This is a genomic window from Enterococcus sp. HMSC076E04 (genome assembly GCF_001814285.1).
Classification (GTDB): domain Bacteria; phylum Bacillota; class Bacilli; order Lactobacillales; family Enterococcaceae; genus Enterococcus_B; species Enterococcus_B lactis.
Genome location: NZ_KV815632.1, coordinates 43,178 through 63,001, shown reverse-complemented (window position 1 = coordinate 63,001; position 19,824 = coordinate 43,178). Strand labels below are relative to the sequence as shown.

The following is a 19,824-nucleotide window of genomic DNA, read 5'->3' as shown; positions in this document are numbered from 1 at the left end:
TTCCCCTATTCTTCATAACCATTTGGATGGCTGACGTGCCAATCCCATGCTGTTTTGATAATTTCTTTGATATCTGTGTATTCAGGTTTCCAGCCCAGAATCTCTCTCGCTTTTTCACTTGAAGCGACTAATCGGCTAGGATCTCCAGCTCTTCTTGGTGCTATTTCTGCCGGGATTTCTTTCCCTGTCACTTCTCTCGCTGCTTCTAACATTTCCTTGACCGAGTACCCTTTATTACTGCCTAAATTGAAGAAGTTGCTTTCGTTTCCTTCTTTCAAGTATTCCAAAGCTAAAATATGTGCGGCAATCAAGTCTTCTACTTGAACATAATCTCTAATACATGTTCCATCTGGTGTATCGTAATCGTCTCCATAAACAGCCAATGCTTTTCTTTGACCAAGAGCTACTTGTAAAATGATTGGGACAAGATGCGTTTCTGGTGTATGATCTTCTCCGATAGATGCATCTGCTTTTGCTCCGGCTACATTGAAGTAGCGCAAAGCGACATAGCGCATGCCATACGCTTGATCACACCACTTCATCATTTTTTCCATCATCAATTTGCTTTCACCATACGGATTTTTAGGATCAGTTGGTGTATTTTCCGTGATTGGAGACTCTTTCGGCTCTCCATAAGTTGCTGCAGTAGAAGAGAATACGATTTTATTCACGTTGAACTCGTGCATGACTTCAAGCAAGATTTGCATACCGTATACATTGTTGTTAAAATACATCAATGGTTTTTCGACAGATTCTCCTACTAAAGAGCTTGCAGCAAAATGGATTACTCCTTCAATCGGTTCCTTTTCAAATACGGAACGTAGAAATTCTTTATCCCGAATATCTCCTTCATAAAAATGAGCATCTGGATGTACTGCTTGTTTGTGACCTGTGAGTAAATTATCTACCACAGCGACTTGATACCCCTTTTGAACTAGCTGGTCTACAGCGTGCGAACCGATATAACCGGCTCCGCCTAGTACTAAAATTGTCATAAAAAACACTCCTTTGATTAGTGAAATTGTGTTTGTTGATTCTATATAATTTAAAAAACGAAGTCTACTTTATGGTAGAAAAGAAGAAAGTAAAATTTCGTAAATTTATCTGGTAAATTTATAATAAAACATTTAGTAAACATTTTCAAGGATTTTTTGCAAAGGTTTACAAACAAACGTAAAACTAGCCTTTTTTTCTCTTTTGTTCCATAATAGATATAACAAATAATAAATGAGGTGGATTCAATGAAAAAATTTGTATCTGGAATATTAGTAGGTAGCTTGGCAACAGCCGCTGCCGTTGCTGGTTTGGTCGCTTCTGTGAAAAAAACAGTGATCGATCCGATTGACGAAAAAGAAGCAATGATCGAAGAAAATCGTAAAAAAGCAATGCGCAAACGCGTTTCTCGTTAATAATTATTTAAAAAATACGCATGAAGACTTGTGAAAGAACAGATAAGTCATCATGCGTATTTTTATTTGTCAGTCAATATAAGTTGTGCTATTTTATCTGCTTGTCTCAAATTCCATGGATCTGTATAAGGTCTAGCTGCTGCTGCAGTTAACCAATCCACACCTTCAACTGGTATTCCATAGCAATAAAAGCCAGACTGGATTTTCCCGGAAGCATCAATCACGCGATTCGTACCTCGCTCAACATCTATAGCTTCTGAATGATAACTTCCTGTATTATCTGAAAACGAAAAAGAGCGAACAAGTTTATTTTCCTTCAAATTTTTTATGACAGGATTACTTGAACGAGAAAAGCTTGTTTGTGGCAAACGAGCTTCGATCAAATAGCGACTGCTGATTTCTTTATCTTGTAGAGAAATAACATAACGGTTTTGCTTTTGCTGAATATCAAGTGGCGGTTCGATCAAATGAAAAATACCCGCATCTATCAGTGCTGCTAACTCTTTCGTCCGAATAACTGGCGGACCAATCGTTAAAAAGCTGTTTAGATGAGTAAACCATCCCCACAGTATTTCTTTGTATTCCTTAGCCGAAAAAACGTGCCATTCAATAGCCTGCCGGATTGGATCACGCCAGTCTTTCAATGCATCAAATGTCGAAGTCAATGCCCCTGTGCAATTGCCTTTTTCCGCTTCTTTTATCTGCCTTTCAATAAATGCTCGGCTAGCTTCTGCAAAGGACTCATCCAGATAGGTAAGAGGAGTTTCTAGCCACGACCAAGACCATTTGTAAGGAAGTAATGCTGGATACTTTCCAAGACACTCTTCTGAAGAGAGGGAAAGAAAATCATGCTCAAAAGTTTTCATTGAAATCGGCAAGTGATGTTCTTCGATGATTTTCTTGTAATAAAACAACTCAGCGTCTTTTTTCAGATAGTCAAAAAATGTTTCGCCAGTCAAAAGTCCCGATCGATGCCATTGCTCAAGGTTCTCTTTTGTAAGTAGCCGTGGCCATGCCATTGCTCCACCTTGCTTTTGATTTCTCCCTCGAGGATAGTAAGGCAGACCTCTTCTTGACCCGCTGTATACAATCGGTTCCTTGCCAGATGGATGATAGACCAGTTTTCCCTTTTTGTTTTCGAAGCACCCTCCTCTTGATACCGTAAACAATCCGACATAATCGAAAAAGCTTAAACCAAGCCCTCTTAGAAAGACATTTTCTTTTGGCGGTATCTTTGAAAGATCGACATCTGCAGGATTAGAAGGAAGCTGATACAGTAAATCATTTTTCTTTGCATAGTCTATCCAGGCTCTTTCCTCTTCTGTCTGATCATTTTCCCAATGACCACTCGCTAAAATGAGCTGATCGACAGGATAGCTTTGCTGATCTGTCTGTAATAGGAAACCGTCTTTTTCTTTGCTGACCTTTTTCACTAAAGAATAGACAAGCTGAGTAGAAGTTGGAAATTCTTCTTGCAACTTTGAGAAAAACCAGCGTTGATAAAGTCCGTATAGGCAACGAGTAGATTGTTGGTCTTTTTCCAGACGGTTAATTTCTTCTATAAATAGTTGCTTATTTTTGGTTACCGTCTGTTCGATATAATCTGTAGCAGGTCCTTTACTCCATTGAAACAAATTAGGTCCCGGCATTACCGTTCCCTCACTGGACAACGTCTCGTCTGTAAAAAGCGTCACTTGTTGAGAAACAGAGTTCATTAATAATTCTGGCGGCTGATTCAACCGCCAAACTCGACCGCCTGGACCTTCTGGATCAAAAAGAATAAGTTCAAGAGAATGTCTGCCCTGATTATTATACAGAATCCTTTCTGCTACACTTAATCCTCTAGGTCCGGCACCAATGATCCCTATTTTCATTTGTACACCTCCTTTTCGATAAATTCTTTTAACACAACGGCATGGTTCTGGTGCTCGTTTTTTGCACCATAAACGAAAGTAATGACTGGATGTTCTTTCATAAGTTGGATGAGTTCGGAAACAGCTCGCGTCTTTTCTTCTTCAAAAGACAATTCTTGCTGATATTTCTTTGCAAATAAAGCAAAACGTTCTGGTACGTGGTCAAAAGCTTTGCGTGCTTCATTACTAGGCGCAATTTCTTTCAACCATAGATCTAAGTGTGCTTTTTCTTTTGAAATCCCTCGTGGCCAGAGCCTATCTACGAGTATCCGAAAGCCATCCTCTTCTTCAGCATCAAGGTAAACACGCTTTAATTTGATCATAGTTGTTTCCTTCTTTCTGCCTTTTTTCTTTTATATTTTATATGTAGATAATAGCACAAAATAAAAAATGAACGACACAACTATCCCTCGCGTCGTTCATTTTTTCTTAGTCAATACCTGATTATTGATCTAGTTTTTGCAAAGCTGTCATAAAAATATATGCTTTATACTTTTTTGCTTTTGATTTTTCCAGACCAGCCGTCATAACCACCCTTAAGCAAATAAATCTCTTTATAACCTGCTTTACGTAATTTATTTGCCGTGCGGATACTCAAGCTTTTCTTTTGATCATAGATATAGACAGGTTGGTCTTTTCGAATCGATCCTAGTGAATCTTTCAAAACAGTGTAAGGGATGTTTCTTGCACCTAAGATATGCCCTGCATCAAACACATCTTTTTCGCGAACATCGATTACTTGTGCTTTTCTCATTCCTTCTCGAAACTCTTCTTCTGTCAAAGTCGTTGCTGAACGCTTGGCCATTACTCGTAGATAGACTTCCCAAAAGATGATTGCAAGCACAATCAATAGCAAAATGATATTAATTACCCATAAAACCATGTAATGCCTCCGTTTTTTTAAGCAAATTTCAAGGCTAATGAGGCAGCGCCAATGACACCAGCTTCATTTCCAAGCTCTGCTAATTTGATTTTTGTTGATTCTCTTACTTGCGGGAAAGTGAATTCTTTAAAATATTTCTCTACACGGCTGCGTAAAAATTCTCCTGCCGCCGATACTCCGCCGCCTAACACAATACTTGACGGATTCAATGTATTCCCCAAGTTTGCGCAAGCTAAGCCTAAATAGAAGCATACGCGATCAACAACCATCAATGCAAACGGATCGTCTTCTTGAGCCATTTCAAAGATATCTTTACTTGTTACTTCTTCACCGTTATCTAACATTGCTTTCAGTTTTGAATCTCCTGCGTATTCTTCTGCCAAGTAACGTCCTAGACGTACCACACCAGTAGCGCTAGATACAGTTTCTAAACATCCGCGTTTACCGCAAGTACATTCGAACCCTTCAGGATCCACAGTGATATGGCCGATCTCTCCGCCTGCTCCGCTCACGCCATGGATCAAATTCCCGCCAGCAACGATACCACCGCCAACACCTGTTCCTAGAGTAACGAATACAACGTCTGGATCGTTTTCTCCAGCACCTTTCCATCGTTCACCTAAAGCAGCCACATTCGCATCATTATCGATAGCGAATTTAATTCCTGTCCCTGCTTCAATCAGTTTTTTCACAAATTGTACTTCTGTCCAGTTCAAGTTATATGCACCAATAACTGTTCCAGCGTCACTGTCCACGCTTCCTGGAGTACCCATACCGATTCCAATAAAGTCTTCGGCTTTCATATTATATAAATTCAATCGATGGTTGATTGATTCGATGATTTCAGGAACGATATGTTTGCCATCATCCAAAATATTGGTATCGATGCTCCATTTTTGTTGAATCTCTCCTTCTGGTGTTAAAATTGCAAATTTTGCTGTTGTTCCACCTAAATCAATCCCAATAATTTTCTTGTCCATTACAAATTTCCTTTCTTTCGGCTTTCTTCAATTCGGTGCTCTCTTTTTAATATGCGCCACGCTGTCATGTATGTATCATGATCGATCAAACGGCTATCATACAGATTCCGCAATTCAATAGTCATCAATTCAATATCATAGATGCGTGCACCCACATAGATAAAGATGCCAAATTTTTTGAACAGCTGCTGTACATCATATAAGCTCTCCATCTTTAAGCACTTCCTTCATATTATACAAGTAAACCATATTTTTTTAAACCCAGTAAAATACATATTACAAAAAGAAATACAAAAACTAGTGTAGAAAGAATCTTCTGGTGTATCGAATAGCTTATCTGCTGTTTCGGTAGCCCTAAAATGTTCCCTAATACTAAACCGCCCACCAGTCCGCCGAGATGTCCCCAAACATCTACAGAGGTGTCAAGAAGACCAAAAACAAATGTCATCGCAATAAATAAAAGAAAATGTCTGACTAGTTGTTGGATCGCCGTATTATATTTAAAATGAAATCCTAAAATAAACAACGCACCAAACAATCCGAATATCGAAGTGCTTGCACCACCAGACAAAACATTCGCTTCGTTGAAAGCAAAACTTGCTGTATTTCCCATTATCCCACTGAACATATAGATCAGGAAAAACCGCCAGTGACCGTATATTGCCTCGATTTGTTGCCCCATAAAATACAATATCAGTGAGTTCATGACGAAATGCATCACTCCAAAATGGATGAAGATTGGTGTCACTAAGCGCCACCATTCATTGAAGTGAACAAGATAAGGACCATACATTCCAGTATAATAAGGAATTTCAAGACGCGGAAACAACTCCATTATAATGAAGACTATTGTCTGTATCCCTAAAAAAACATAGGTCCATAACGGTCGCCTCAACCATGCACGCATTTTTATTTGCTGTTGATAATTCATGAAAACCTCCCATTTCATTTTAGTCAATAAATAATTGTTGGATCTTCTGATCAAAACTCTCCGGTTGCCATTGTTCATTCAATTGTTCTCGAAAAACGAGGCTGCATGTTTTTCGATGGAAATTTTTTAAATACCGGTCGTAATAACCACCGCCAAAACCAATACGATAACCGGCTCTATTGTAGATAATCCCTGGTACAATGAGGAGGTCGATCATTTCCGGCAAATAAAGCTTCTCTGATTGTGGCTCAAGAACGCCAAAACTCGAACGTTCAAAAATGGTGTGTTCATCCATTTCATAAAACGCCATCTGTCGTTTTGGTAAAGTTTTAGGAACAACTATTTTCTTTTGTTCTTTTTTCGCCCGTTGGATAATCGGCTGTGTATCCAGCTCAATTTCATTTGACAAAGTCGTCCCTATCACTTGTGCCGACTTCCAGTACTCGCTTGCGAATAGCTGTTCATAGATTCGCTGTTCTTTGCCCTTTTTCTTGCCGCTTTTGGCCAGATTTTTCAGCTTTTCAATTCCTTGCCGGCGTAATTTTTCTTTCATTTGCTCCAAAAAATCACCTTTCCTTCTCTCATAAAATGGTATAGGAAAAAAAGAAAAATAGCAATCGAACTTTCAAATAAATGTATAAATAAAAGAAAAAGAAGACCTAACGATGATTGGCCTTCTTGCCTTTTAATGAACTTCAACTGCTCAGCACGTGTTTTTGTCTGATAAACAATACATACAGAAAATATGGCGCACCAAAAAAGGCGATCAAAATCCCTGTCGGTATTTCCCCACTTGGTAGAATCACTCGTGCAACAATATCTGCGCTAAGTACAAAAACGGAACCGAACAAACTGCTCAAAATAAAGGTCCAATGATTTTCTTTACGTACGACTAGCTTCGCAGCATGAGGAGCCAGTAGTCCTACAAAGGATAAACTCCCTGTCACCGCTACGCTACCGCTTGCTAAAGCAACAGCTAACAACAAAAGGATTTTTTGACTTTTATTCACATTTAGCCCTAATCCTTGCGCGCGTTCTTGGCCAAATGATAGCAAGCCAATCCGTTGCGCATAAAATCCTCCTAGCGGAATCAAGATAATCGCCCATGGAAGAAGCGCCCAAACATAGGACCAGCTCGCACCCCAAATCGATCCCGCCAACCATGCATTGACAAATCCATAATTTTCCTTTGACAATTGGATGGTGCACAACAACGTTAATGCAGAAAGACCAGCATTAACGGCAATACCAGACAATAAGATACGATTCATCCCTAAAAATCCATTTCGATCATAGGCCGCAAGATACACACAGCAAGCAGCGAGAATACCACCTATAAAGGCTACAACTAGCAACAGAAACGGCAGAGAATATTGTGAAAAGAAACCTAAATAAAGCATCACTAGAAATCCAGCTCCCGCATTAATCCCCAATATGCTAGAATCTGCCAATTCATTTCTCGTCACTCCTTGCAAGATATAGCCAGAAACGCCAAGACAAGCTCCTGCTAATAAACTGATCAGTAATCGGGGAACTCGAAACTCTCCAACAATCAGCGCCAAAGCCAAAGAAGAGGAGCCTTTCCCTATGAACGTGTCAAAAAGCTGATCAAGATAAATAAAAGGCGTGCCAATCATCAAACTACCTACAGACAAGACGATAAGTAGAAAAAGCAAGAAATACAACGTCCAATATATTCTTTTCACCGTCGTTCCCTCCTTACTTGTATCAGTAAAAACGGAACGCCAATCAATGCAATGACTAATCCAAAAGGTGTTTCAAAAGGTGGATTGATCATCCTTCCTACAAGATCCGCCAACATGACCAGTCCGCCTCCAACTAAAAAAGAGACAGGTAGGACATAACGATAGTCTGTCCCAACCATTCCGCGAACAATCGGCGGAACCAACAGCCCAATAAATGAAACAGGTCCGACTAACGAAACGGCAATGGCTGCTAACACTGCAACTAGACAGAAAACAATCAACCGTGTTCGTTTAGGACGACCTCCAAGAGCTATTGCATGAGTTTCACTCAAACTAATCAAGGATATCGCTTTTCCTAATGAAAAAGAAACCAAGACAGCAAGCACATATACAGGGAACAACACTGTTAACTGTTTCCATGTGATATTGGCAGCTCCACCTACAAACCAAAAGGCAAGATCCTGCTGTAGATTAAAAAATTGGGTAAGTGCTTGACTGATTGCAGTAAAAAAAGAACTAATAGCTACGCCAGCTAAAATCAGCTGTAAAGGATTCATGCCCATTTTCGAAAACTGCAAAAAGCCAAACACGAGCAAAGTCACAGCAAAAGAACCTGCCAATGACACCAGAAACACAGAAAACCCAGAAGCTTTGGGCCAAAAAGCAAAACTAAGAGCCATTGCCAACGAAGCACCAGCGTTGATTCCTAGTAAACCTGAATCTGCTAACGGATTTCTTGTCACACCTTGCATCAATGCACCGCTCAATGCAAAACAACTCCCTACGAGAAATGCCCCTGCGACCCGAGGCAAGCGAATGTTTCTTATGATCTGATGACTTTGTTTTGATCCATCAAAATCAACCAAAGCCTGCCAAAAGGCTGTTTTTCCCACACTCGCTGCGCCATTTGAAAGAGCAATAAAAAAAATGATCAAAAGAACAAAACAGATCAAAAGCAAGAGTTTGTTTTTTTTCCTAGCCTTCATAATTGATCCTCCTGCTCTTTTGGCAACAGATCATACGTCAGAAAAACTGGTTTATTCGTTTTTGGTAGTGTGACAATCGTTGCATCAATCTCAAATATTTTTTTCATACACTCTTTTGTGATCACTTCTTCAGGTGTACCTTCCGTAATCAATTCACCGTCTTTCATGCCTAGTAAATAATCAGAAAAACGTGAAGCAAGATTAATATCATGGATCGACATCAAGATCGTTGTTTGTTTTATTTGATTGATTTGAGACAATAACTGTAGGATCTCTAATTGGTGTGACGGATCTAAAAACGTCGTCGGCTCGTCCAAGATCAAGATATCTGTTTCCTGAGCAAGTGCCATAGCGATCCAGACACGCTGGGTTTGTCCACCAGACAACGTTGCGATATCTCGCGTGCGATATCCAGACAAACCTGTTGCATCCAAAGCCCACTCGATTGCTTCATGATCTTGTGCATCCATACCACTAAACAGTTTTTGATAGGGATAACGTCCGTAAGATACTACTTCTTCTACTGTCATACCTATAGGATGTTCACTAGTTTGTGCTAATAAAGCAATTTTTTTTGCAAGTTCTTTTGAACTGTATGTAGATATATCAGAGTCATTGACAATGATCTTTCCTGATTTCACAGGTAGTATACGGGTAAAGCTTTTCAATAAAGTAGATTTTCCACTTCCGTTTGGCCCGATCAAGCTCGTGATTTTCCCTTCAGGAATCGTAACAGACATGTTTTCAATAATTTTTTTATTTTCGTAGCCGACTGCAATATCAGCTGCCCTTAGTCTCGTCATTTCACCCACCCTTTCGCTGAAAATCATTCTCAATTATGACGCTGTTTCACTATTTCGTCAAGCGCTACTTTCATATCTATAGCTAAATGAAGCGGTTGACAGCATTCGAAATATCAGGAATAATAACCAATGAGAAAGATTCTCAATTATGTCAGGAGGAAAGAAATGAACTTAAAAACAAAAGTATTCACCTTATCTAGCATGTTGCTGCTGGCTGGAGTATTGAGCGCTTGCTCCCCCTCTTCAGATAAAGAAACAGCTACAACTACCAATTCGACGACTTCATCCACCAGCACGCATACAGTCACAGATACGCTTGGACATAAAGTCGACATTCCAAACGCACCTAAACGAATCATCGGCAGTTACTTAGAAGACTATCTGATTTCCCTAGGAGAAAAACCTATCGCCCAATGGACAGTGGGCAGTGGTTCTATCCAAGATTATCTGCAAGATGATTTGAAAGATGTTCCAACTATTTCTTATGATCTTCCTTACGAGAAAGTATTAAGCTTCGAACCTGACTTGCTGTTGATTTCTTCTTCCGCTACTGTCGAAGGTGGAAAATACGAGCAATATAGTAAAATCGCGCCAACTTATGTCGTAAAAAATGGAACAGACGTCACATGGGAAGAACAACTAAAAGATGTCGGCAAGGCTTTGGCAAAAGAAAAAGAAGCGGAAAAAGTCATTTCCGATTATCAAAAATCCGTCGAGAGCACTCGCGAAGAATTAGCAGATAAAATTGAGAACAAGACAGCTGCAGTGTTATGGGTGACCAATAACTCCGCCTTCATGGTCAGCAAAAATCGGTCAAGCGGTAGAATCGTATATGACGATCTAAAATTTGGTGTGCCTGATTTAGTAGAAGAAGTGTCCAAAGAAGCCACTTCTGACTGGTCTGCTGTTTCTTCGGAAAAACTAGCTGAATTAGATGCTGATTACATCATTCTTGTAAACAGTGATAAAGATGCTGCTATGTTCAATGAACCAAGCTGGAAAAATCTCAAAGCAGTGAAGGACAATCACGTACTGCAATTCGGCCCTGAATCTAGCTGGCTATATAATGGACCTATTGCCAGTCAGGAAATGGTCAATGATATCAAAGAAAAGCTAAACTGATTTTAACTAAAAAAGCATCTTCACGTTCATTCGCGAGATGCTTTTTTATTATTAAAAACTAAATACCCGGATATTATTCTTCTTTTGAAACAACCTTATTTCTTACTCTTTCCCATTTTTGAAAACGATGGGCATATAAATTTTCCTGATCCGTTATTCCCTCGTATTCCTCTATAAGAGCGAAGTCTGAAAAATCGATATCCCCAATATACGTATCTCCTTCAAACGTGCTATCAATCAATGTCCGCCAGATTCGACCGGTGTAAGGAAGAAGTTCTTGAAAAATCCGACTGCCACCCGAAACATAGATATCTTCTGAGATTGTTTGACTATACGCCAAAAGTTCATCGATTGAATGCATCACTTCTGCATTTTCTTTCGTGCGAAAGTTCGGTTGCGTTGTCAACACGATGATATGGCGATAAGGAAGTGAGAGATCGCCCATTCCTTCATAGGTCTTTCTTCCCATCACTAAGATTCGATCCATTGTATGTTCACGAAAAAAACGCATGTCATTTGGCAATCGCCACGGTAGCAATCCATTTTTGCCGATCAGACCATTCCTATCTTGTGCCCACATTGAAATAAACATATCATCCGCTCCTTATGATTTTAGATGGTTTGAGATAAAAAAAGTCTCAATTCTTTGACCAGCAAGGAATTGAGAACTTTAAAAACATTATTTTGTTTCACGGTGCAAAGTAACTTTGCGTTCGCGTGGGCAATATTTTTGTTTTTCCAAACGATCAGGATTGTTACGTTTGTTTTTGCTTGTTAGGTAGTTACGTTCTTTACAAGAAGTACACTCTAAAGTGATGTTTACGCGCATGTTTTTCCCTCCCATTTTTACAAGAATCCTCTAAGATGACTCTCAGACTTGATTATCTTACCATGATTTTTTCTAGATTGCTAGTGTTTTTCACGATTTTGTTAAGTAAAACTACTTGACGATAAATACAACGGTTTTACTTCTCAAACAAAATCTTTTCCTTTTTGTATAAATACCCTTACACTTGTTTATATAGATTATGTTTTTTAATAAAGGGGGATACTAATATGCCATGGAACATGAAGGACTTTCCTGCATCAATGAAAAACTTAGATAAACTGACAAGAAAAAAAGCAATCGACATCGCAAATGCACTGTTGGATGAAGGGTACCCTGATAGCCGTGCGATCCCAATTGCCATTGATCAAGCAAAAAAATGGGATGAAGATGCTAGTGAATCAGAAAAACGAACCTTCGAAAAAGAAAAAAATCCAAGCAAGACGGATGAACACGATACGAATCCTCGTGCCGGAAAACTGCTTGATTCAGATGTGATCGTAGAATATGAGGAAAAACAATGGATCGTGAAATCTAAAGGGGCAAAAAAGGCAAGCAACCATTTTGATACAAAAAAAGAAGCAATCGAAAAAGGAAAGCAAGTAGCTAAAAACAAACAATCAACTTTGATCATTTATAAAAAAGATGGGACAAAAGAAAAAGAAATCAGTTACTAAGCGCTTAAAAAGAAGCATAGAAACAAGGAGATCATCTCACATGCTTCTATGCTTCTTCTCATATTGTTGTTTCTTTTTTTATCAAACAGTCACATAGTCGATTGCTTCTGCTTGCGGAATCGTTTCATCGACAAAGTAAACTTTATACCATGTCAAGAAACTGAAGATCGTCCAGATTTTACGTTGTTCTTCTTTACGTCCTTCGTGATGGTCATCTAGCAACTTCATAATTTTTTCTTGATCAAAAAATTCTTTTGCAAAATCTGCTTCGAATAGTGCTTTGACTTGTTCGTAGCCGTGTTCTTCTTTCAACCAAGCTTTGATTGGCACAGGGAATCCTAATTTCACACGATTCGACCACTCTTCTGGAAGATGTTTGTTCGCAGCTTGTCTGAAAATATCTTTTGTGTTGTTTTGATTCAACAAGAACTTACTTGGTATTTGTTGAGCCAATTTCATGACTTCGATATCCAGTAAAGGTACTCGAACTTCTAGAGAACTAGCCATAGAAAGTTTATCTGCCTTCAACAAAATATCTTTTGGCATCCATTGATGAAGATCGACGTATTGCATCTTATTGACTTCATCTTTGATTCCTTCTGTTTTCTCGTAATGAACAGTCATGATCTCATTCACAGATGGCGCTGTTTGATATTTTGGCGTCAACACTTCTGATGCTTCTGATTCTTCGAACACTCGAGCATGCCCGATAAAATATTCTTTTGCTGGCGCAAGTGATTCATATAAATGGATACGTCCATGGAAATTTTTCATTTTTCCGATTTTACGTCCTAAATTATAGCGTGTCCCTTTTGGCAATTTTTTCAGTCCTTGCGCAATCACACGGATAAATTTTGAATTCGTGTGGAATCCATACGTTTGGTATCCCGCAAATAGTTCATCTGCCCCTTCTCCTGATTGAACCACCCGTACACTTTGTGAAGCGAGATTTGCTAAAAAGTACAACGGCACACAAGAAGGATTTGAGTCTGGTTCATCTAAGTGATACTGGATCAATGGGAATGCTTTAAAAGACATGTCTCCGTCGATTACAGCTGCCGTATTGTCTAAGTCCAACAATTCTGTTAGTTTTCTGGCTTCAATCGCTTCATTATAGGTTTTATCATCAAACCCAATTGAGAAAGAATGATCTGGTTTCAATACAGAGGTTACATAACTGGAATCGACCCCGCTGGATAAGAAAGAACCAACTTCTACATCGCTGATTGTGTGTGCTTCAATAGAAGCTTGAACAGTTTCGTCGATTTTTTCGATCCATTCTTGTCGGGAATGCGTTTCTTTTGTTTCAAAATCTGCATCCCAATATTGTTGAATGTCCAGTTTTCCGTCTTTATACGTATAATAATGACCTTCAGGCAAACGATAGACACCTTTGAAGAAGGTTTCACCGTTCAATGGAGAATATTGGAAAGTCATATAAGGTTTCAATGCTTCTTTATTCAATTCTTTATTAAAATCAGGATGAGGCAAAAAACTTTTGATTTCTGAACCAAACATAAATGTTCCGTTCATTTCTGCATAATAGTATGGTTTGATCCCAAAATGGTCTCTCGCACCGAATAACTCATTTTTTTCATTATCCCAAATAGCAAAAGCAAACATTCCGCGGATTTTTTGCAATAATTCTGTTCCCCATTCTTCGTAACCATGCAAAAGGACTTCTGTATCTGCATGTGTTTGAAAAACGTGACCAGCTGTAATCAATTCTTCTCTCAAAGGCTGATAATTATAGATTTCGCCATTAAAAATAATGATCTTTGTTCGATCTTCATTGTAAATAGGCTGAGTACCGCCCTCTAAGTCAATAATACTTAATCTTCTAAATCCTAAAGCAACGTGTTTATCGATATATTCCCCTGAACTATTAGGTCCACGGTGAACGATTCGATCCATCATTGTATTAATAATTGTTTTTTTGTTGTCCTTGTCGTTAACAAAACCTACAATACCGCACATTTAACTTTCACATCCTAATATAAAATTACTGTTTATTTCATCCATATGCATCTTAACATAGAATAAATAGCGGACGAATATTTTCTCTCTTACAGTTTCGTCACGTGAAAACAAAAGATGAAAGTTTCTGTTTTTACAGAAAATAAAGTCCCGATATCTAATTTACCATGTTTTCTTTTTTGAGGCTATCTTATTCTCTTCGTGTTAAAAAAATATTAGTGGATGCTGTTCAAAAAATAGCCTCCAAACAAAAAGACACGACCGAAATCGTGTCTAAACATGGATATATAAGGAAGGTACGGGATTTGAACCCGTGCACCACATTACTGCGGCTCGCCGGATTTCGAGAATAGGGTTTAAAGCTGATTTTAAGTGTTTTTCGCTTATTATCAGCTTTTTATTATCTAAAAAAACAACTTTTAGAGACATCCATATACTGCCAGGGGGAGTCAAAAGGGGAGTCATTTTTTATAGTTTATTCGCATTTAATCGACGCTGTAATTCTTTCACTGCATTAGATACAGGACTGATTACACCGTCTTGTGTGGTGCCTAAATGTCTTTGTAATGCTTTGATTGTTCCTTGACCACACAATCCGTCTTGAGCAATACCTAAGAAACCTTGTAAAGCTTTGATGACATTCGACCCAGTCAACGTATTGTCAAATTGAGCAGAGTAAATATTTTGGTTAAATGTTTGTTTGAACTGATGACTGATCACACCGTCTTTACCAGCAGTATCAAAGTATTCTTGCAGACGTCTAGCAGTTGCATTTCCAAATTGACCATCAAGGGCTAATTGGATCATCTGTGGTTTATTATCTGTATTAGTAGTTCCTCCATCGATAATACGGTAGAAATTATGTTGCAGTTTTGTACTCATGTATGCATCATTAGTGTCTACTGCGATCCCGTTATGCGTATAAGAGCAATGGATAAATGAGCCGTTACTTAGAAAAATACCTGTATGACCAGCTGATCCATTTGACCCTCCAGGAGTACCTGAAATAAAGATATCTCCTCGTTTTACTTCTGATCGACTTATTTTTTTCAGTTTAGTTCCAACCATACCGAACAGCGTTTCAGTATTTCCCATTGATCCAGAAGGTAGAAAGCCTCCAGCAATCATTGAGAAGAAAACTGCAGAGCTGCAATCGTAAGAATTAGGTCCAAGCCGATGGGTCATTGAATACGTCACTTTACCTAGTCGATCCTGCATCCATTTAATCATTGACTCTTTACTCATTTTTATTGTCCTCCTTCTTTTTTGTTTTTCCCTTGTTTTTCAGTTGAATCTTTTAGCTTGCTGAATCGATCTTTCACAAAATCTGGAATCGGGATCCCTAGCTGACCTAAATTCTCAATCACCGAGATTCCATAAACAGCAATGTACGAAAGCACAAAAGCTGTTGCGACTCCTTCAAAGTTCATGATTTTAAGATAGGGGTAAGCAATCAGTACAAGCGCCACGACCAGCAAATGTTTTACTACCCCCATTAGTCCTTTAGTACTATTTGTTTCTTTTCCAGCAAGTCCCTTACAAACTCCTGTAATGATATCCGCAATGACAATCCAAACAAAAATTTGAATATAAACGTTGCTTACTAGATTTTTAAACTCTGATAACAAAACTAAATTATCAATGATCACCATGTTTCCACCCTTCACTTTCTATTTTTGGCCATACAAAAAGCGCACTCGTTCGAGTACGCTATAGTGACTAACTCACTTGTGGATGTTTACAATTGCTCGTTTTGAAACCTTATTACCATTAAATTTTGTTACAAGATAAATTCTTGTAATTTTTGAATTTTCTTCTGTTTCTAATAACCAACTTGGTTTGAATGCTAACACTTTTATCCCCTCCTTTCTTCTTCGATAGTAATATAGCACAACACGTCTAAAATACGATGCGTATAAAGAAAAAGTTTATTTATATTAACTATGTTGTTATCACAACACTTTAGTTTTATTAATAATTTTTTGTGCTTCTTCGTCCGTAATACATAATGGAACGAATTGTCGAACTTGGTCAGCAGTAAAACAATTCCAGTCATACATCATCTTGATATCATCATAAGAATACATATTATTTTCCTCCGTCAAGTTGTTCTTTGATAGTAGCAATGTCTTTTGTGTTTTGAAGGGATGTCAGCATGGTTTTCGAATTAATTTGTGCTAGTGATTCTGCTTTTGTAGTAAGCTCTTCATTTGCTTTTTTCAATGCAGCATTATCTACCTGTAAACCTATAGATAAATTTTCTAGTAGTTCCAATTTTTTAGAATAATCTTGTGTAACTGCTTCTTCCCACTTATTTTCAGTGAAGTTAAAAAATTGCGACTGTTGTCTTCTTCCGAGACCTTCATCCGTTTCATCTTCCTTCTTTTCAAACAAAATAGGTGGAACTTCGACAAATGGTAAAGATGTTGGAAAGTTATCTTCTACTTGATGTTCTTCATATCCCATTGGATACAATACTTTATAAATTGTTTTCATTTTACTCTTCCTCCAATTAGTAATCTGTTAAGCCGGCCAAGGATCTTGAGTGATCCACATACCTGAAATATATGAACTACCTGAACCTGATTTGGCTTGTATGATGCTACTTTGATCAATGAATGCACGTGCATCCGCTGGCTGACTTGCATTTCTAACTAGTGAAAGCGCGGTTTGCGCTGGATAGCCTTGATCACGTTTGAAACCGTCCGGGATTTTTAAAATCCAACGAGTTTCTGATCCTTCGGGCCATGTGCCACATTTAAAATTAAAAGTAAGAAATACGATGTTTCCGATTCTGATTATTTTTCCATTCACATCAGTTACGTTTGTTGTATCACTTCGATCAGCTAGTGTGATAGCTCGCTCGGTCATACCTGCTTGCACAGGCAATCCATTGAATTGCAATCCGTCTTTAAAATTTTTCGTTCCTAAGACCGTTTCATTACCTGTGGCTTTTACTAAAACACCCTCCACACCATCAATTCCTTTGGCATGAGTTTTCAAATACTTAGCAACTCCGTCTTCTTTTAATTGCACAATATCAGCCATTAAACCGTCCCCACTTTCTCAAATGTAATATTGGCTAATCCATCGAGTTTCACTTTATCTTCTTTGGACATCAAACCATTTGCTGTCGTCGTAGCCACAGCTGTCGTTGTTGCATTGGCTCCAGGATCGCCTTTGTCCCCTTTATCACCTTTTGGCAATACAAAATTAAACTTTGCTGCACTTGCAGTACCAGCATTTGTGACACTAGCTGTTGTACCACTCGTTACTGTCCCTACAGTAATTGTGGCAGCCTGTCCAGGGTCTCCTTTATCTCCCTTGATAGTTTCGGGTTTACCCTCAACAGCATCCCAATGGGTTTGAGGGTAAACCTGAACATCATTCTGTTTTACTTTTACAATATCTGTCATTTGTCTATACCTCCCCTACTTTTTCAAACGATACATTTGGTATTTTGGAATCTGTATAAGCTTGTGCATTTTGATAAGCTTCACTCATTTTTTGATCAACATATTCTTGAGAGACGCCGCCACCTTCTCCACCACCTGTTGCAGAGATTACTCCTGTGTTTGAAATACTGATATTAGCTCCGGCAGTATAGTTGAATTGCTTATCGGCCGATAAAACATCATCAGTCATCGTTAAACCTTCACCGACACGAATACCACCTTTTACAAATTCGGAGGCAGTGGGTAAAACGTAAAAACCAGTCACTTCTGCATTTATTTTTCCATCTTCATCAATAGTGATGTTTTCTCCTGCAGTATAGTTTTTCAGTGAATCGAGTTTTTCTTTTAACTCCAGCGAAAAATTGACATCAGATTGTCTGACTGCAGAGACTTTTCCTGTCTCATCAATCGTCAATAATTCACCAATTTTTATGCCACCCAAACGGTCGATAGTGGCAACTGGCAACACGTAGTCACCTTCTCCACTGTTTAAAATTTTTTGATACATTTCTGCCGTGATAATGCCGTCATCTTCTTCACTTGCATAGGGTAATTCTGTGAGAACATTCTCTAATCCCAAATCTTCTTTAGTAATGACGACGGCTCCAATTTTGCCATTAACAGATAAAACTGTTGCTTCTCCTGCTATTATTTCTTCTAATCCAAGAACTGCGGAAGCATGTGTGATTGGAAAGAATTGTCGTTGTACGCCCGTTTTTTCATCCGTTTCCATCATTCGTTTGGTTTTAGCCATTAGATCACCCCTACTTTCTCAAGAGTGAAAAAATTTTGCTTTGGATCATCAATGGTTGCGATGGTCAATGCTCCTTCTTCAATTGGAAATTCTACTGTTTCAATTGTTTCGACTTCGTGATTATCTGAAAAGAGATCATCCTGTAAAATATCAGTTACTTCAACTTCACCGTATTCAATCGTGAAAAGAGTTGCTCGCAATTTCTGATATAAATAGTCCACATCTGCCAGCAAACGCTCTGAAATAGACGCATGACGAACTCCTTGAATATCAACACGTGCATCCATTAATTCGGCTAACATTACTCCACCTGGATCGATAGACTTCAAAATATCTTTGATTGATTCAAACCATTTTAAATAATCGGTTTCTTGTCCTTCTCTCCATGCCTCAAATGTATTTTGTTGGTCTTGTCGCCATTGTTCAAATTCCTTTTTACGTGCATTCATCCAATCTGTGAAGTCACCTTTGTTTTCATTGATAAAAGCTGACATATCCGCAATTAAATCTTCGACTGTCTGCCAATACGATCCCATTTCACCCTCTGTTTTTGAGACGGCTTTAATCACAAAATAGGAGAAGTCTTGCGTCGTAGCAATTAACTCATCCTCTTTATAAATGATGAAATCTGCTGTTTGGCGATGTAGGCATTGCATCGAATACTGATCAAATGTGTACTGAATTTTTCCTTTTTTTGCATCGATAACTTTAGTACCTAACTGAACTGGGTATTTGTCTCCGACAACTGATTCAAAATAGACTTTACAACCAGTTAGATCATAGGGCATTCCATTTTCAGTGATGGTTGCTTCCATAACTTCTGAATTCTTATTACCTTGCCGTACCTGAATCATACCGACATAGTTATAAGGTTCAGTTGTGCTGAGTACTACGTTCCACTTTGCCATTAATTACCACTCCTTTCTCAAAATCAGGTGGGATACAAATAGAAGCTATCTGACCAGATCCGAAGAATTCACGATCATATTCCGCCACAATTCCACCTGATTCTGCATTTTGTTCATAGGTTTGAATACGCCCATTTTCTAGACCTTTGATTACACCTGTGTGGCCGTAATATTCATGGCTTTCAAATGTATCACTGATTTTTGCGTTTCTTTCCCAATTGATAATTGAGCCAACAACTAGTTGGTCATACTCGGGATGAACAATAACCGTCCATAAATACAATGCCCATGAGTAGGCTCGTCCAATTTCCGCAGCGGAAAACACATTGCCGTGACGTACTTTGATCTCGTATTGTGTACCTGCCCCCATGTCAGGACCAATCATCACACCGGCATATTCCGCAGATAATGCATAACATTGATGGTTTCCGATAGGTTGATTCAACAAACTTTTCAAATGATTTAATCCTTTTTCTTCGATCACAAAATCACCT

At 38.6% G+C, this 19,824-nt stretch carries 27 protein-coding genes; 3 read left to right on the top strand and 24 right to left on the bottom strand.

Annotated elements, in window-relative coordinates; genetic code table 11:
* Positions 1-5: 5 nt before the first annotated feature.
* Positions 6-995: a UDP-glucose 4-epimerase GalE gene (gene galE / locus HMPREF2961_RS12920; RefSeq protein WP_002314796.1), complete on the bottom strand. Its 990-nt coding sequence runs from the start codon at positions 993-995 to the stop codon at positions 6-8.
* A 246-nt stretch (positions 996-1,241) separates the two neighbouring features.
* Between galE and HMPREF2961_RS12915 the strand changes: the two genes are divergently transcribed.
* Positions 1,242-1,409, top strand: a complete 168-nt coding sequence (locus HMPREF2961_RS12915; RefSeq protein WP_002288457.1) for a DUF3042 family protein — start codon at positions 1,242-1,244, stop codon at positions 1,407-1,409.
* A gap of 62 nt (positions 1,410-1,471) precedes the next feature.
* On the opposite strand, the gene HMPREF2961_RS12910 is transcribed toward HMPREF2961_RS12915, so the two are convergent.
* The 10 genes from HMPREF2961_RS12910 to HMPREF2961_RS12865 all read right to left on the bottom strand — a co-directional run bounded on the left by HMPREF2961_RS12910 (position 1,472) and on the right by HMPREF2961_RS12865 (position 9,611).
* On the bottom strand, positions 1,472-3,283 hold the full coding sequence (locus HMPREF2961_RS12910; protein WP_070704981.1) for an FAD/NAD(P)-binding protein: 1,812 nt from the start codon (positions 3,281-3,283) through the stop codon (positions 1,472-1,474).
* Positions 3,280-3,645, bottom strand: a complete 366-nt coding sequence (locus tag HMPREF2961_RS12905; RefSeq protein WP_002314794.1) for a DUF488 domain-containing protein — start codon at positions 3,643-3,645, stop codon at positions 3,280-3,282. Before HMPREF2961_RS12905 ends, HMPREF2961_RS12910 begins: the two co-directional genes overlap by 4 nt.
* Before the next feature lie 164 nt (positions 3,646-3,809).
* Positions 3,810-4,205, bottom strand: a complete 396-nt coding sequence (locus HMPREF2961_RS12900) for a rhodanese-like domain-containing protein (RefSeq protein ID WP_002308872.1) — start codon at positions 4,203-4,205, stop codon at positions 3,810-3,812.
* Between the two features lie 17 nt (positions 4,206-4,222).
* Positions 4,223-5,185 carry an ROK family glucokinase gene (locus tag HMPREF2961_RS12895; protein ID WP_002308870.1) on the bottom strand — a complete coding sequence of 321 codons (963 nt, stop codon included), beginning with the start codon at positions 5,183-5,185 and terminating at the stop codon, positions 4,223-4,225.
* Entirely contained in the window at positions 5,185-5,397 is a 213-nt protein-coding gene (locus tag HMPREF2961_RS12890; protein ID WP_002293902.1) for a YqgQ family protein, read from the bottom strand. Before HMPREF2961_RS12890 ends, HMPREF2961_RS12895 begins: the two co-directional genes overlap by 1 nt.
* A 20-nt stretch (positions 5,398-5,417) precedes the next feature.
* The gene (locus HMPREF2961_RS12885) at positions 5,418-6,116 is read right to left on the bottom strand and encodes a rhomboid family intramembrane serine protease (RefSeq protein ID WP_070704978.1); all 699 of its coding nucleotides are present in this window, start codon (positions 6,114-6,116) and stop codon (positions 5,418-5,420) included.
* A 19-nt stretch (positions 6,117-6,135) separates the two neighbouring features.
* Positions 6,136-6,669, bottom strand: a complete 534-nt coding sequence (locus HMPREF2961_RS12880) for a 5-formyltetrahydrofolate cyclo-ligase (protein ID WP_002320135.1) — start codon at positions 6,667-6,669, stop codon at positions 6,136-6,138.
* A gap of 142 nt (positions 6,670-6,811) precedes the next feature.
* Positions 6,812-7,822 carry a FecCD family ABC transporter permease gene (locus tag HMPREF2961_RS12875; RefSeq protein ID WP_070704975.1) on the bottom strand — a complete coding sequence of 337 codons (1,011 nt, stop codon included), beginning with the start codon at positions 7,820-7,822 and terminating at the stop codon, positions 6,812-6,814.
* Positions 7,819-8,808, bottom strand: coding sequence for a FecCD family ABC transporter permease (locus tag HMPREF2961_RS12870; RefSeq protein WP_070704972.1), 990 nt, complete (start codon positions 8,806-8,808; stop codon positions 7,819-7,821). Before HMPREF2961_RS12870 ends, HMPREF2961_RS12875 begins: the two co-directional genes overlap by 4 nt.
* On the bottom strand, positions 8,805-9,611 hold the full coding sequence (locus tag HMPREF2961_RS12865) for an ABC transporter ATP-binding protein (RefSeq protein WP_070704969.1): 807 nt from the start codon (positions 9,609-9,611) through the stop codon (positions 8,805-8,807). Before HMPREF2961_RS12865 ends, HMPREF2961_RS12870 begins: the two co-directional genes overlap by 4 nt.
* Before the next feature lie 165 nt (positions 9,612-9,776).
* On the opposite strand from HMPREF2961_RS12865, the gene HMPREF2961_RS12860 reads away from it, so the two are divergent.
* Positions 9,777-10,733: an ABC transporter substrate-binding protein gene (locus HMPREF2961_RS12860; RefSeq protein ID WP_002344363.1), complete on the top strand. Its 957-nt coding sequence runs from the start codon at positions 9,777-9,779 to the stop codon at positions 10,731-10,733.
* 73 nt (positions 10,734-10,806) lie between these two features.
* Here the strand turns inward: HMPREF2961_RS12860 and HMPREF2961_RS12855 are convergent, their stop codons facing one another.
* Complete coding sequence (locus HMPREF2961_RS12855; RefSeq protein WP_002308859.1) at positions 10,807-11,325, bottom strand: dihydrofolate reductase; 519 nt, start codon at positions 11,323-11,325, stop codon at positions 10,807-10,809.
* An 87-nt stretch (positions 11,326-11,412) separates the two neighbouring features.
* Positions 11,413-11,577 (bottom strand): 50S ribosomal protein L33, encoded by a 165-nt coding sequence (gene rpmG, locus HMPREF2961_RS12850; RefSeq protein WP_002320810.1) that lies wholly within the window; start codon positions 11,575-11,577, stop codon positions 11,413-11,415.
* A 212-nt stretch (positions 11,578-11,789) separates the two neighbouring features.
* Here rpmG and HMPREF2961_RS12845 point away from each other — a divergent pair, with 212 nt between their 5' ends.
* Entirely contained in the window at positions 11,790-12,236 is a 447-nt protein-coding gene (locus tag HMPREF2961_RS12845; protein ID WP_070704966.1) for a DUF2188 domain-containing protein, read from the top strand.
* 81 nt (positions 12,237-12,317) lie between these two features.
* On the opposite strand, the gene asnB is transcribed toward HMPREF2961_RS12845, so the two are convergent.
* The 11 genes from asnB to HMPREF2961_RS12800 all read right to left on the bottom strand — a co-directional run bounded on the left by asnB (position 12,318) and on the right by HMPREF2961_RS12800 (position 19,814).
* Entirely contained in the window at positions 12,318-14,213 is a 1,896-nt protein-coding gene (gene asnB, locus HMPREF2961_RS12840; protein WP_002308857.1) for an asparagine synthase (glutamine-hydrolyzing), read from the bottom strand.
* A 468-nt stretch (positions 14,214-14,681) separates the two neighbouring features.
* Positions 14,682-15,458: a peptidoglycan amidohydrolase family protein gene (locus tag HMPREF2961_RS12835; RefSeq protein WP_070704963.1), complete on the bottom strand. Its 777-nt coding sequence runs from the start codon at positions 15,456-15,458 to the stop codon at positions 14,682-14,684.
* A gap of 2 nt (positions 15,459-15,460) precedes the next feature.
* Entirely contained in the window at positions 15,461-15,865 is a 405-nt protein-coding gene (locus HMPREF2961_RS12830) for a phage holin family protein (protein WP_070704960.1), read from the bottom strand.
* 72 nt (positions 15,866-15,937) lie between these two features.
* Positions 15,938-16,066, bottom strand: a complete 129-nt coding sequence (locus tag HMPREF2961_RS15840; protein ID WP_256277993.1) for a hypothetical protein — start codon at positions 16,064-16,066, stop codon at positions 15,938-15,940.
* A gap of 99 nt (positions 16,067-16,165) precedes the next feature.
* Entirely contained in the window at positions 16,166-16,300 is a 135-nt protein-coding gene (locus tag HMPREF2961_RS14990) for an XkdX family protein (RefSeq protein ID WP_083314232.1), read from the bottom strand.
* 1 nt (position 16,301) lies between these two features.
* Entirely contained in the window at positions 16,302-16,709 is a 408-nt protein-coding gene (locus HMPREF2961_RS12825) for a hypothetical protein (RefSeq protein ID WP_070704958.1), read from the bottom strand.
* Positions 16,710-16,736: 27 nt separating this feature from the next.
* A complete protein-coding gene (locus HMPREF2961_RS12820) occupies positions 16,737-17,261 on the bottom strand; it encodes a hypothetical protein (RefSeq protein ID WP_070704955.1) in 525 nt (174 codons plus the stop codon).
* Positions 17,261-17,629: a hypothetical protein gene (locus tag HMPREF2961_RS12815; RefSeq protein WP_002293029.1), complete on the bottom strand. Its 369-nt coding sequence runs from the start codon at positions 17,627-17,629 to the stop codon at positions 17,261-17,263. Before HMPREF2961_RS12815 ends, HMPREF2961_RS12820 begins: the two co-directional genes overlap by 1 nt.
* Before the next feature lie 4 nt (positions 17,630-17,633).
* Complete coding sequence (locus HMPREF2961_RS12810) at positions 17,634-18,422, bottom strand: hypothetical protein (RefSeq protein WP_016852989.1); 789 nt, start codon at positions 18,420-18,422, stop codon at positions 17,634-17,636.
* Positions 18,422-19,330 carry a phage baseplate upper protein gene (locus HMPREF2961_RS12805; protein WP_070704952.1) on the bottom strand — a complete coding sequence of 303 codons (909 nt, stop codon included), beginning with the start codon at positions 19,328-19,330 and terminating at the stop codon, positions 18,422-18,424. The genes HMPREF2961_RS12810 and HMPREF2961_RS12805 overlap by 1 nt, the downstream gene beginning before the upstream one ends.
* Positions 19,296-19,814 (bottom strand): CHAP domain-containing protein, encoded by a 519-nt coding sequence (locus HMPREF2961_RS12800; protein WP_002342970.1) that lies wholly within the window; start codon positions 19,812-19,814, stop codon positions 19,296-19,298. The genes HMPREF2961_RS12805 and HMPREF2961_RS12800 overlap by 35 nt, the downstream gene beginning before the upstream one ends.
* Between the last annotated feature and the right edge of the window lie 10 nt (positions 19,815-19,824).

What these genes read in the sequence shown, in the direction of transcription:
- rpmG (WP_002320810.1), bottom strand. Translation starts at nt 11,577, where the DNA reads ATGGGAGGGAAAAACATGCGCGTAAACATCACTTTAGAGTGTACTTCT.
- HMPREF2961_RS12810 (WP_016852989.1), bottom strand. Translation starts at nt 18,422, where the DNA reads ATGGCTAAAACCAAACGAATGATGGAAACGGATGAAAAAACGGGCGTA.
- asnB (WP_002308857.1), bottom strand. Translation starts at nt 14,213, where the DNA reads ATGTGCGGTATTGTAGGTTTTGTTAACGACAAGGACAACAAAAAAACA.
- galE (WP_002314796.1), bottom strand. Translation starts at nt 995, where the DNA reads ATGACAATTTTAGTACTAGGCGGAGCCGGTTATATCGGTTCGCACGCT.
- HMPREF2961_RS12905 (WP_002314794.1), bottom strand. Translation starts at nt 3,645, where the DNA reads ATGATCAAATTAAAGCGTGTTTACCTTGATGCTGAAGAAGAGGATGGC.
- HMPREF2961_RS12915 (WP_002288457.1), top strand. Translation starts at nt 1,242, where the DNA reads ATGAAAAAATTTGTATCTGGAATATTAGTAGGTAGCTTGGCAACAGCC.
- HMPREF2961_RS12885 (WP_070704978.1), bottom strand. Translation starts at nt 6,116, where the DNA reads ATGAATTATCAACAGCAAATAAAAATGCGTGCATGGTTGAGGCGACCG.
- HMPREF2961_RS12835 (WP_070704963.1), bottom strand. Translation starts at nt 15,458, where the DNA reads ATGAGTAAAGAGTCAATGATTAAATGGATGCAGGATCGACTAGGTAAA.
- HMPREF2961_RS12855 (WP_002308859.1), bottom strand. Translation starts at nt 11,325, where the DNA reads ATGTTTATTTCAATGTGGGCACAAGATAGGAATGGTCTGATCGGCAAA.
- HMPREF2961_RS12820 (WP_070704955.1), bottom strand. Translation starts at nt 17,261, where the DNA reads ATGGCTGATATTGTGCAATTAAAAGAAGACGGAGTTGCTAAGTATTTG.
- HMPREF2961_RS12860 (WP_002344363.1), top strand. Translation starts at nt 9,777, where the DNA reads ATGAACTTAAAAACAAAAGTATTCACCTTATCTAGCATGTTGCTGCTG.
- HMPREF2961_RS12870 (WP_070704972.1), bottom strand. Translation starts at nt 8,808, where the DNA reads ATGAAGGCTAGGAAAAAAAACAAACTCTTGCTTTTGATCTGTTTTGTT.
- HMPREF2961_RS12825 (WP_070704958.1), bottom strand. Translation starts at nt 16,709, where the DNA reads ATGAAAACAATTTATAAAGTATTGTATCCAATGGGATATGAAGAACAT.
- HMPREF2961_RS12845 (WP_070704966.1), top strand. Translation starts at nt 11,790, where the DNA reads ATGCCATGGAACATGAAGGACTTTCCTGCATCAATGAAAAACTTAGAT.
- HMPREF2961_RS14990 (WP_083314232.1), bottom strand. Translation starts at nt 16,300, where the DNA reads ATGTATTCTTATGATGATATCAAGATGATGTATGACTGGAATTGTTTT.
- HMPREF2961_RS12880 (WP_002320135.1), bottom strand. Translation starts at nt 6,669, where the DNA reads ATGAAAGAAAAATTACGCCGGCAAGGAATTGAAAAGCTGAAAAATCTG.
- HMPREF2961_RS12865 (WP_070704969.1), bottom strand. Translation starts at nt 9,611, where the DNA reads ATGACGAGACTAAGGGCAGCTGATATTGCAGTCGGCTACGAAAATAAA.
- HMPREF2961_RS12890 (WP_002293902.1), bottom strand. Translation starts at nt 5,397, where the DNA reads ATGGAGAGCTTATATGATGTACAGCAGCTGTTCAAAAAATTTGGCATC.
- HMPREF2961_RS12830 (WP_070704960.1), bottom strand. Translation starts at nt 15,865, where the DNA reads ATGGTGATCATTGATAATTTAGTTTTGTTATCAGAGTTTAAAAATCTA.
- HMPREF2961_RS12805 (WP_070704952.1), bottom strand. Translation starts at nt 19,330, where the DNA reads ATGGCAAAGTGGAACGTAGTACTCAGCACAACTGAACCTTATAACTAT.
- HMPREF2961_RS12910 (WP_070704981.1), bottom strand. Translation starts at nt 3,283, where the DNA reads ATGAAAATAGGGATCATTGGTGCCGGACCTAGAGGATTAAGTGTAGCA.
- HMPREF2961_RS12900 (WP_002308872.1), bottom strand. Translation starts at nt 4,205, where the DNA reads ATGGTTTTATGGGTAATTAATATCATTTTGCTATTGATTGTGCTTGCA.
- HMPREF2961_RS12895 (WP_002308870.1), bottom strand. Translation starts at nt 5,185, where the DNA reads ATGGACAAGAAAATTATTGGGATTGATTTAGGTGGAACAACAGCAAAA.
- HMPREF2961_RS12815 (WP_002293029.1), bottom strand. Translation starts at nt 17,629, where the DNA reads ATGACAGATATTGTAAAAGTAAAACAGAATGATGTTCAGGTTTACCCT.